Consider the following 10,534-nt stretch of genomic DNA (forward strand, 5'->3'; position numbering starts at 1 on the left):
TTTCTTCTTATTGATTTGTTGGGCTGAACTGCTAAGACAGAAGAGCTCCTAAAATTCCCCATTATTTTGTTGTTTTTAGATCAACCAAAAAGACCAGAAAATCATCATGATTTTTCTGGTCTTTTTGGTTTAACAAGGCAACATATTTGGGGAAAGTATTTGAGAGGTTTATACTTAAGAAATAACAAAATTAATTAAGAAAGAGGAGACTAATGAATCAGTTTATTCAAATTCTCGATGAACGAAAAGCAGAATTGCTAACTGCCACGTTCCAACACCTATCGATTTCTTTCTTTGCATTACTCCTTGCGGTTTTGATTGCAATTCCTTTAGCCATTTGGTCGGTGAGTCATAAAAAGTTAGCAGAAGTTTTATTACAAATCACTAGTGTATTGCAGACGATTCCATCATTAGCTTTATTAGGATTATTGATTCCGTTTGTTGGAATTGGTACAGTGCCAGCATTGATTGCTTTGGTCGTATATGCATTACTACCTATTTTTCAAAATACGTATATTGGTTTAACTGAAATCGACCCATCAATTGAAGAAGCAGCTGTAGCTTTTGGCATGTCTCGAATGCGACGTTTAATCAAAGTTGAATTACCAATTGCGTTGCCAGTAATTATTTCGGGGATTCGTACAGCGTTGGTTTTGATTATTGGAACGGCTACCTTAGCAGCGTTGATTGGTGCAGGTGGTTTAGGAACGTTTATCTTGTTGGGAATCGATCGCAATACACCTGCGTTGACACTGATTGGTGCTATTAGTTCGGCATTACTAGCTATTATTTTTAGTAGTTTGATTCGTTTGTTACAACGTGTTCGACCGTTATATACCTTGATTGTTTTAGCCTTGACGATTGGCGTCCTTGGAGGCGTATCCGCCTACCAAACATTTTTTGTGAAAGAAGAGCCTGTAGTAATTGCGGGTAAACTTGGTTCAGAACCAGAAATTTTGATTGAGATGTATAAAGAACTGATTGAGGAAAAAAATCCAGATCTTGCTGTTGAAATCAAACCAAATTTTGGAAAGACGAGCTTTTTGTTTAGCGCCTTACAGAATGAGCAAATCGATATCTATCCAGAATTTACTGGAACGGTTTTAGAAAGCTTGGTCAAGGTTCCAGAAGCAATGAAAGAAACGAAGTTATCCGAAAAAGATACGTATCAACAAGCAAAAGAGTTGCTCCAGCAACAAGAAGCAATGACTTTCTTAGAACCAATGGCGTATCAAAATACTTATGCACTAGCAGTGAAAGAGTCCTTTGCTAAAGAGCATCAGTTAGAAACGATTTCTGATTTGATCAAAGTGAACAATCAACTCAAAGCAGGTTTCACTTTGGAATTTATTGATCGTAACGATGGTTATCGCGGAATCCAATCGGTTTATCATCTAGCATTTCCAAGTGTCCAAAGCATGGAACCAAGTCTTCGTTATCAAGCAATCAAGAATGGGGACGTCAATATAATTGATGCTTACTCGACAGATAGTGAGTTAAAAGAATATGGATTAGTGACTTTAAAAGACGATTTACAACTATTTCCCCCTTACCAAGGTGCACCTCTAATGAAGGAAAATTTTGCTAATAAACATCCAGAAATCGTGAATGCCTTGAATCAACTTGGTGGGAAAATCACTGAAGAAGAAATGATTGAGATGAATTACCAAGTAAATGTTGAAAAACGAGAACCAGCACAAGTCGCCCACGAGTTTTTAGTAACGATTGGGTTGAGCAAGGAGGCTGAAAAATGACAGAAATCATCGAGTTTCATCAAGTCCAAAAAAAATTTGCTGAAAAAGTTGTGATCGATCAACTAAACTTTGTTGTTCATCCAGGTGAGATTTTCGTATTAGTTGGCCCGTCTGGTAGTGGAAAAACAAGTACGCTGAAGATGATCAATGGATTGATCAAGCCAACGAGTGGGGAGATATATTTTAAAGGTGAAAAATTAACTAGCTACAATTTACAAAAATTGCGGTGGAAGATGGGATATGTTTTACAACAAATCGCTTTATTTCCAACTATGACTGTTAAACAAAATATTGAAGTGATACCAGAGATGCTAGGCTGGGACAAGTCAAGACGGGAACGACAAGTGGATCAGTTATTGGAAAAAGTAGGACTTTCGCCAACGGATTATCGAGATCGCTTTCCACGGGAATTATCTGGTGGAGAGCAACAACGAATCGGTATTCTACGTGCAATTGCTGCCAATCCAGAAATCATTTTGATGGATGAACCGTTTAGTGCACTTGATCCTCTTTCACGTGCTTCCTTGCAAGAATTAGTTCTTTCATTACATCAAGAATTAGGGACGACTGTCGTTTTTGTTACACACAATATGGAAGAAGCAGTCAAACTAGGTAGTCGAATAGGTGTCATGAAAGACGGTCAGTTGATTCAATGTGATACACCGGAAAAATTATTGAAGCAACCAAATAACGCATTTGTTCAAAGCTTTTTTGAAGAAACCAATCAAAAAGAAATTTTGGTGGAAGAACTGATCGCTTTAGGTTTCTATGACAAAGAAATAACAGATAAAAATGTTCCTATGATTGAGATCACAGCTCCATTAACTCAGGCTTATCAAAAATTAGCCCAAGCACCAGTTGTTCAAGTCATCAATCAAGGAAAGCTTATTGGAGAATTGTCTGGTCAAGATGTCTTTGCATTTTTAAGTCGAAAGGAGTCGAACAAACGATGAAAGAGTATGACGCAATTGTGATTGGTTCAGGAGTGGCTGGATTAAGTGCCGCTTATGAGTTGAAAGCAAAGCAGCAACAAGTATTAGTAATTGAAGAAAACTTGTGGGGAGGGACATGTCCCAATCGAGGATGTGATCCCAAAAAAATCTTGATAGGTGGTGTGGAAGCACGTAATCGGGTCAAGCAATTGCTTGGTAAAGGGTTCTCTGAAGTACCACCATTGAATTGGCAAGAACTTCAGTCTTTTAAACGAACATTTACTGATCCAGTCTCTGCAAATCGCCAAAAAGAATTAAGCCAAGCAGGAATCGATCATCTGACTGGAACAGCAAGTTTTCTTGACGAAGAAACGATTGAAGTAATGGGAAAAACATTTCGCGGAAAACACTTTGTGCTGGCAACTGGGCAACGTCCAACGATCTTGCCGATAGAAGGAAAGGAATATTTACAAACGAGTACTGATTTTCTAGCGCTTTCCGATTTACCAAAACAACTGATTTTTATTGGTGGAGGCTATATTTCCTTTGAATTAGCGACAATTGCTCACGCGGCGGGGAGTGAAGTAACCATCGTGCATCACAATCAGCGACCTTTAAAAGAATTTGATGAAGAATTGGTTCAAGAGGCCATTATTCAAATGAAAAAAGCTGGAATCCAGTTTGCTTTTGATGTAGATACAAAAAAAATCACGCGTCAAAATGGAAAATTACAGTTGATTGCTGAGAAAGAAACGTTTGAAGCAGACGCTATTTTTTGCGCAACTGGTCGCCAACCAAATGTTGAATCTTTACATTTGGAGCGTGCCAATGTTGCTTTTACGAAAAAAAGGGATCATGGTCAACGAATTTCTTCAAACAACAAATCCCAAAATTTTTGCTTGCGGAGACATTATTGAGAAACAGTTACCAAAATTAACGCCTGTGGCGACATTTGAAGGACAATATGTTGCTAGAAAAGTGACAAAAGAACTGCAAGAAGCCATTAAGTATCCTGTCATTCCCACTATCGTTTACGGTAGTCCAAAGATTGCAACTGTTGGAGTAACGAAAGTCGAAGATGACAGGCAAACAGTAACAGTTACCCAAGAAATGACGGATTGGTTTACTTATCATCGAGTAAATGAACCGTTAGCTAAAGCAAAGTTTGTTTTTAATAAAGAAAACTTTTTGATTGGTGCCAGCGTCCTAAGTGAACAAGCAGATGAACTGATTGATTTTCTAGCGATAGCTATCAATCAACAGTTGACGAAAAGAATCGTGGATCAATGGATCTTTGGTTATCCAACATTGGCTAGTGATTTACCCTATTTACTGAAATAGTGAAGGGATAAATTAAGAAGAAGTGCTTGTTGCCCGAATTTTGTTATGCTACACTGAAAAAAATGAATACTTGTTTCTGGGGATGTCGTAAACGGCATGAGAGTAAGTTGTGAACTTAGACCCATCGAACCTGTCAGTTAATACTGGTGAAGGGAGAAACATAGCAAACGCTTGTTTAAGTGAGACCTATGTTGTGTCCGCAAACAAGCGTTTTTTTGTTCCAGTGTTAAATTCGATTCATTTAGGAGGTGAACTATTGAAGAAACATTTATATCCAGCAATCAGTATTTGCGTTTTGCTACTGATTTGGCAAGTCAGTGTTCAACTCTTGCAGACACCAACTTTTATCTTGCCTAGTCCAATTGCCGTTTTCCAAGCATTGTTTGCTGATTGGCACACGCTGTTTTTTCATTCGCTCACGACTTTGAGTGAGGCCTTATTAGGCCTAGTGATTGCAGGAATCATTGCGTTTTTCACAGCATTGCTGATGGACTATTATGACTTATTAAAGACTGCAATCTATCCTATCTTGGTGGTGTCACAAACTTTGCCAATCATGGTATTGGGACCATTACTTACGTTGTGGTTTGGTTTTGGACTAATGCCTAAAGTGATTTTAGTTATCTTGATGAGTTACTTTCCGATAGTCGTTTCTTTTGCGGATTCATTGAGCAAAGCATCAAGGGAACAAATTATATTTTTACGAACAATGGGGGCAAGCACAGGACAGATCTATCGAATCTTCAAAATTCCTGAAGGTCTTGTGGGGTTCTTTTCTGGGCTAAAAGTTGCGGCAACTTATTGTGTCAGCGGTGCAATCGTTGGAGAATGGCTAAGCGCACAGTCAGGATTAGGTTACTATATGATTCGTGTAAAAAACAGTTATCAAATCGACAAGGTTTTCGCAGCAATCCTTTGTGTGGTCGTTCTTAGTTTGTTGTTGAATGGCTTAAGTGTGTTAGTAAAGAAAAGTTATTATTATTGGTTGTACACTAGAGAATAGGAAGAGGAAGAAAATGAAAAAATTGTTATGGTTAGTACCGGCTTTGTTACTATTTACCGCGTGTGGTTCAAATAAACAGGAAGCAAGTGATACGGATACCACAAAAAAATTAACGGATGTCACTCTTGTGTTAGACTATGTGCCAAATACGAATCATACAGGTATCTATGTTGCCAAAGAACAAGGTTACTATAAAGAAGCAGGTTTGAATGTGAATATCATTGAGCCAGGGGACGATTCGACAAGTATTGGTTTAGTGGGTGCAGACAAAGCACAATTCGGCGTTAGTTACCAAGAAGATGTTACTTACGCACATGCTGATGGTCAATCCATTCCGGTAAAAGCGCTTGCGACGATTATGAAACACAATACTTCTGGATTTGTCGCAACGAAAGACAGCGGGATAACGAAACCAAAGGATTTTGAGGGGAAAACTTATGCAGGTTGGCAAAGTCCTAGTGAAGAAGCGGTATTGAAAGCAGTTATGGAGCATGATAATGCAGATTTTTCTAAGTTAACAATTGTTGGGAGCACTGGAGAAGGACCAGAAGCTTTAGGAAAAGGTGTCGATTTACAGTGGTATTTTGAAGGCTGGGATATGATTAAGGCAAAAGAAGCGCAAATTGACTTGAATTATCTTCCGTTGAGAGAACTAGATGAACGTTTAGATTATTATACTCCTGTTATTATTACAAGTGATAAAATGATAGAACAAGAGCCCCAAATAGTTGGAAAATTTATGGATGCAACAAAAAAAGGTTATCAAGAAGCAATCAAACAGCCACAAGCAAGTGCAAAAATTTTGCATAAGTACGCATCAGACAACCAATTAAGTTTCTTGGAAGAGTCACAAGCATTTGTTTCAGAAAATTATACCGATGAACCAGAGAAATGGGGATTGATGCAAGAAAACGTGTGGGACAACTATACTGATTTTATGCAAGAGAGTGGGCTAATTAAAGAAAAAGTGGATTCAAAAGAATTATTCACAAATCAATTTATTCAATAGGAGGAAAAGACGTGGCAATTAAAATCAATCAGTTAACTGTAACGATTGATAACTTAGAGATTTTAAAAGAAATGAATCTTATTGTTGAAAAGAATTCGTTTGTATCGATCATTGCTCCAAGTGGTGCAGGCAAATCAACTTTATTGAAAGTTTTAACTGGTGTAATGACGCCAACGTCAGGAGATATTTTTGTTGATGGAGAACCAATTACAGGATTAAATACAGCGTTTAGTTATATGCCACAAGAAGATCTATTATTACCATGGGCTAGTGTTTTTCAAAATGTCACATTGTATCAAAAAATCAACCATCAAAAAATCAATCAAGAAAAAGTAATGGCAGAACTGCAATTATTTGGATTGAAAAAATATAGTAGTTTTTTACCAGAACAACTTTCCGGTGGTATGAAACAACGAGTTGCATTATTGCGAACTATGATGAATCCAGCTGACTACTTATTGTTAGATGAGCCGTTTGGTGCGTTGGATGCGATGACTCGAAGTCAGATGCAAGACTGGCTACTCCAGTTACCAAGACAAAAAACGAGGACTACTTTACTAGTGACCCACGATATCGAAGAAGCAATCTATTTATCCGATCGAATTTTAGTGCTGTCTGCTCGACCCGCGCAAATCATTGCAGATATCAAGTTACCAGAAGAAAAACGAACAAGGAGTTGGCTTGGCGAACAAGCAATGCTGAAACAAAACATCTATCAATTGTTAGCAGGTGAAGCATATGTTGATTGATGGACATTGTCATTTGGCAGGAAGTGCAGAATTAGCACAACAGCAACAAAAACATCAGATATTGACGATTCTAAATTGTGACTCGCCGGAAGAATGGAAAGAAAATCGGCGATTGACTAAAGAGGGACGTCTTCAAATGTTAAGTTTTGGTGTTCATCCTTGGAAAGCAGATCGTTACCAGTTTGAAGAAGTCTTACCTTATTTGGAAAAAGCCAACATAATTGGTGAAATTGGATTAGATAGAGTGTGGACACAAGTGCCAATATCACGACAGCTGACTATTTTTAAACAGCAACTGACTTATGCAATGGAACACCAAAAACCAGTTGTTTTGCATACAAAAGGATGCGAAGCAGAAATTTTATCTTTGATCAAAAAATATCCCAATCGTTACTTGATTCATTGGTATTCAAGTATGGCACTTCAAGAAGCTTATATTGACCTTGGTTGCTATTTCACCATTGGGATCGATTTGATGCGGAATAAGGCAGTCACAGAATTGGCGAAAAAAGTACCGCTTGATCGTTTGTTGATCGAAACAGATGGGGTGGCGGCTATCGAATGGGCATTGGGAAAAAAAGTAAAGGTAGAAGATTACAAGTCGATAGTCACAAGTCATTTGCAATCTTTAGCTGAATTAAGAATGATCCAGTCGACGAGTTTAGCGAAGAGAATGACGCAGAATCTTCAAACATTTCTTAGCGGTGAAATTTAATGTCTAAGTGAGTCAGCAATATTAGTGGTCATGTTGGACAATAACGAGGTTATCAGTTTTTACTTCTGTTAAAATGAAGAAAAGCTTGTCTCGTGGAATTTCAGTGATCAAGTTTGATTCACTGTGAGAAATGAATTCTACATTAAAAGGCTGTGACAAGTTTTTGTCACGGCTTTTTTTTATGACAGGTGTAGTAAATGGGAGGGTGACTCAGACATTCGTTCATAAAAAGAAAAACTATTCATGAGTAAGGGGGAAAGTAAAATGCAAAATTCATTTGAAAAAAATATCAACCAGTTATCTCAAGAACAAAAGGAGTTATTATTTTTAATTCACTTAGCAATGGAAGAACTATATGTTGTAGGGGAAGAAAATCAATCAATGAATCATTTGCTCACACAATATTCTCTTAAAGAAACTTTGTCAGTTTTTGAACTTTATGCGTGCAATGTTCAATATGACATCACTAAAAGCATGAGTAATAAAATTTCAATGACTAAATTTCATGAGATATTGCCAGACTATTCAACTTACGAGAAAAAATACCAGTATGAATTATTAGGACAGATGTATCAAGAGGCTTGTTCGAATACAACGAGTACCTGTCTACAGGAAACCAGAAGGCAAAAGGATTTAATCACGCAGTTAAATGATACGAGAATGCGAAAAAAATTAAAAAAGATAGCAGCTAGCTGGTAAATTTCAATGATTATACTTTTCGTGCCATCTTTATTAAATGATAAAACAAAAAATTGATTGATGGAAAAAGACATTATAGTAAAGTTTGATTGAGTAATAAGGCAACTTATTACTCAATTTTTTGCTTTTATAACCTTTATAAATAAAAACATTTGAATATTCACCTTATTTTGTTATAATAATCACATAGAAAGATAATTATTTTAATCTTTTTATAATTTTTAAGGATGTTTTTCCAAATATTCTGAAAAATCACTCATGGGAGCTAACTTTAAAATTATGCTAGGAAGATGTAAAAATTACTAAACAATTAAAAAATTAATTATTATTTCTTTGTATTAAGAGATTATTTGGTTAGAAAATAAAGAATGAATAACGAATTTACTAAAAATAAGAAGGGATATATTCGACCATTTGTTATGCGGTGAAAAAAATTTTTTAATCATTTCGATAGCCTGGCAGTCGGTAAAAATTGATTTTGTAAAACGATTTATAGCAATTATAATTCTACAGAAGCTAAGAACTGGTTGAATGATTGGTTGTTATTTTTTGCTGATGCTATTTTTGGAAAAATTAAAAAGTCCTGATTTGCAAGGAAAAGGACAGCTTTTTTGTAAAATATCATTTCATTTCAATTAATTTTTATTTATCGAAATGTTTGAAATGAAAACGCGGCACAAGCATATAAATTACATGGTTGAATGATGTTACATATTATTTATAGAGTGGGGTGTAAGAATGAGAGCTTGTCTAGATAGTCGTTTAAGTCGACAATTAGCGATTCTTGAAACATTGTGGGACTCTGAGTGGATGACCAGCGAGGAGCTAGCAGAACGAACCGGTAATTCTGAAAAAACGATTCGAACAGATATTCCAATTATTAATAAGTATATTTATCCTTTAAGTATTGAGACTTCATTTAAACTGGGGATATTTTTAAAAAAAGATGTGACTATTCCAAAATCTTACATATATGCAGCAGTTTTAAATGAAAGCTCAGAATATGCCATGCTTGAACAAATCTTTTTCGCAGATAATCTAAAAAAAATTGATCTGAGTGAACAATTGTATACTTCCGAATCACAGATTACGCGTTGGTTAGCAAAAATCAATCAATCTTTAGAAAAGTATGAGCTAAGAATCGATAATGCGTTACAAATCAACGGTGATGAACAAAAAATTCGTACGTTCTTCTCCTGTTTCTTTCTAGAAAAGTACAGCTCGCCAGAGAAAAAATTTCCCTATGAGCAAGTTCAGCTAATTGATCGCTTGATCGAAAATTTTTTGAAGGAAAATATTGCTATCGTTTTTGCCTATTCTAAGCAACACTTTTCTCTTAGACGTTTGAAGTTTCAATTACTCATCAGTATTGAGCGTATGAAGAGAAAACACGAAATTCAAACAGAAGAATTGGTTAATGAGTTTTCGTTTTTGATGGTGGAAGCTAGTTTGTGTGAGGAGTTTAAAGCAGTATTTGGTCTGGAACTGACGAGCCATGTCCTACAGCAACTCTTCCAAGAGTATTTTTATCCATTTTACCCTTCTCGAGTCAGACAGAGATATGAGGAATTAAGTCCACTAAAAGTCAAAAATAAAATAGAGGAAATCATTGATGAACTATCTAAGGTTTATCATGTTGAGTGTGATTACCGAGATAAAATCGTTCGTGATATTTATTGGACGACGTTTCAAATTGGCGGACCAACTTATATTCTACACGATAAGAAAAAAGAATTTTTTGAGGGAATCTTAGCAGATAGTCCAGATTTAGCTCAATTTTTGCATCAAAAATTCCAACGAATCTTTTCAGAAGTAGAACTTTTCAATCAACGAAAAGTAGATGAAATGGTTCATCAAGCTATTTTTGAATTGATGACTTCATGGGCAAGTTTACGGTTGGGGGTGCGTCAATCAACAATCACAGTGACAGCCGCCTTGATGCTGGATACAACCTATGAGCATATGAAAATGGTCAAAGAAGAAATTGAGTTTTACTTCCGTCATAAAATTAAAATTGATATTATCGATCCGTATGTGAAACTTGATCGCGAAAATTTTTCCAAGTATGACTGTTTATTGACAGATATATATACAAACAACATGTATCCGATTCCAACGATTGGTATTTCAAATTATTTAAATGATGATACGATTTCAAAATTACTAGATTTTGTTTATTTAAAAAGAGAAGAGTCCAAAGAAATCTTTGCAAAAAATCACTTAAATAGTATTGGTTTATTAAAAGAATAAAGAAATTACTTGCTAAAACAAAAAACGGGCAACCCGCTGGGTTGTCCGTTTTTTGTTTTGACTTTATCTTAGTACCAACCGT

Annotated in this window: 8 protein-coding genes, 1 pseudogene and 1 riboswitch; all 9 genes and pseudogenes read left to right on the forward strand. The window is 36.0% G+C overall.

Annotation, left to right across the window (positions count from 1 at the left end):
- Positions 1-212 precede the first annotated feature (212 nt).
- The 9 genes and pseudogenes from DOK81_RS08715 (at position 213) to DOK81_RS08755 (ending at position 10,452) form a co-directional block, all read left to right on the forward strand.
- A complete protein-coding gene (locus DOK81_RS08715; protein WP_206910102.1) occupies positions 213-1,754 on the forward strand; it encodes an ABC transporter permease/substrate-binding protein in 1,542 nt (513 codons plus the stop codon).
- Complete coding sequence (locus tag DOK81_RS08720; RefSeq protein ID WP_206910103.1) at positions 1,751-2,707, forward strand: ABC transporter ATP-binding protein; 957 nt, start codon at positions 1,751-1,753, stop codon at positions 2,705-2,707. The genes DOK81_RS08715 and DOK81_RS08720 overlap by 4 nt, the downstream gene beginning before the upstream one ends.
- A pseudogene (locus DOK81_RS08725) lies at positions 2,704-4,027 on the forward strand (NAD(P)/FAD-dependent oxidoreductase). The gene DOK81_RS08720 and the pseudogene DOK81_RS08725 overlap by 4 nt, the downstream one beginning before the upstream one ends.
- Positions 4,028-4,094: 67 nt before the next feature.
- A riboswitch (TPP riboswitch) is annotated at positions 4,095-4,199 on the forward strand.
- 84 nt (positions 4,200-4,283) lie between these two features.
- Positions 4,284-5,030, forward strand: coding sequence for an ABC transporter permease (locus DOK81_RS08730; RefSeq protein WP_206910104.1), 747 nt, complete (start codon positions 4,284-4,286; stop codon positions 5,028-5,030).
- Between the two features lie 13 nt (positions 5,031-5,043).
- Positions 5,044-6,039: an ABC transporter substrate-binding protein gene (locus DOK81_RS08735; RefSeq protein ID WP_206910106.1), complete on the forward strand. Its 996-nt coding sequence runs from the start codon at positions 5,044-5,046 to the stop codon at positions 6,037-6,039.
- An 11-nt stretch (positions 6,040-6,050) separates the two neighbouring features.
- Positions 6,051-6,788 (forward strand): ABC transporter ATP-binding protein, encoded by a 738-nt coding sequence (locus DOK81_RS08740; RefSeq protein WP_206910107.1) that lies wholly within the window; start codon positions 6,051-6,053, stop codon positions 6,786-6,788.
- Entirely contained in the window at positions 6,778-7,503 is a 726-nt protein-coding gene (locus DOK81_RS08745; protein ID WP_206910108.1) for a TatD family hydrolase, read from the forward strand. Before DOK81_RS08740 ends, DOK81_RS08745 begins: the two co-directional genes overlap by 11 nt.
- 264 nt (positions 7,504-7,767) lie before the next feature.
- Entirely contained in the window at positions 7,768-8,202 is a 435-nt protein-coding gene (locus tag DOK81_RS08750; RefSeq protein WP_206910109.1) for a hypothetical protein, read from the forward strand.
- A 738-nt stretch (positions 8,203-8,940) separates the two neighbouring features.
- Positions 8,941-10,452: a helix-turn-helix domain-containing protein gene (locus DOK81_RS08755; RefSeq protein WP_206910110.1), complete on the forward strand. Its 1,512-nt coding sequence runs from the start codon at positions 8,941-8,943 to the stop codon at positions 10,450-10,452.
- The last annotated feature ends 82 nt before the right edge of the window (positions 10,453-10,534 follow it).

Origin of the sequence: Enterococcus sp. DIV0660C (genome assembly GCF_017316125.1) — a bacterium.
Lineage (GTDB): Bacteria > Bacillota > Bacilli > Lactobacillales > Enterococcaceae > Enterococcus_B.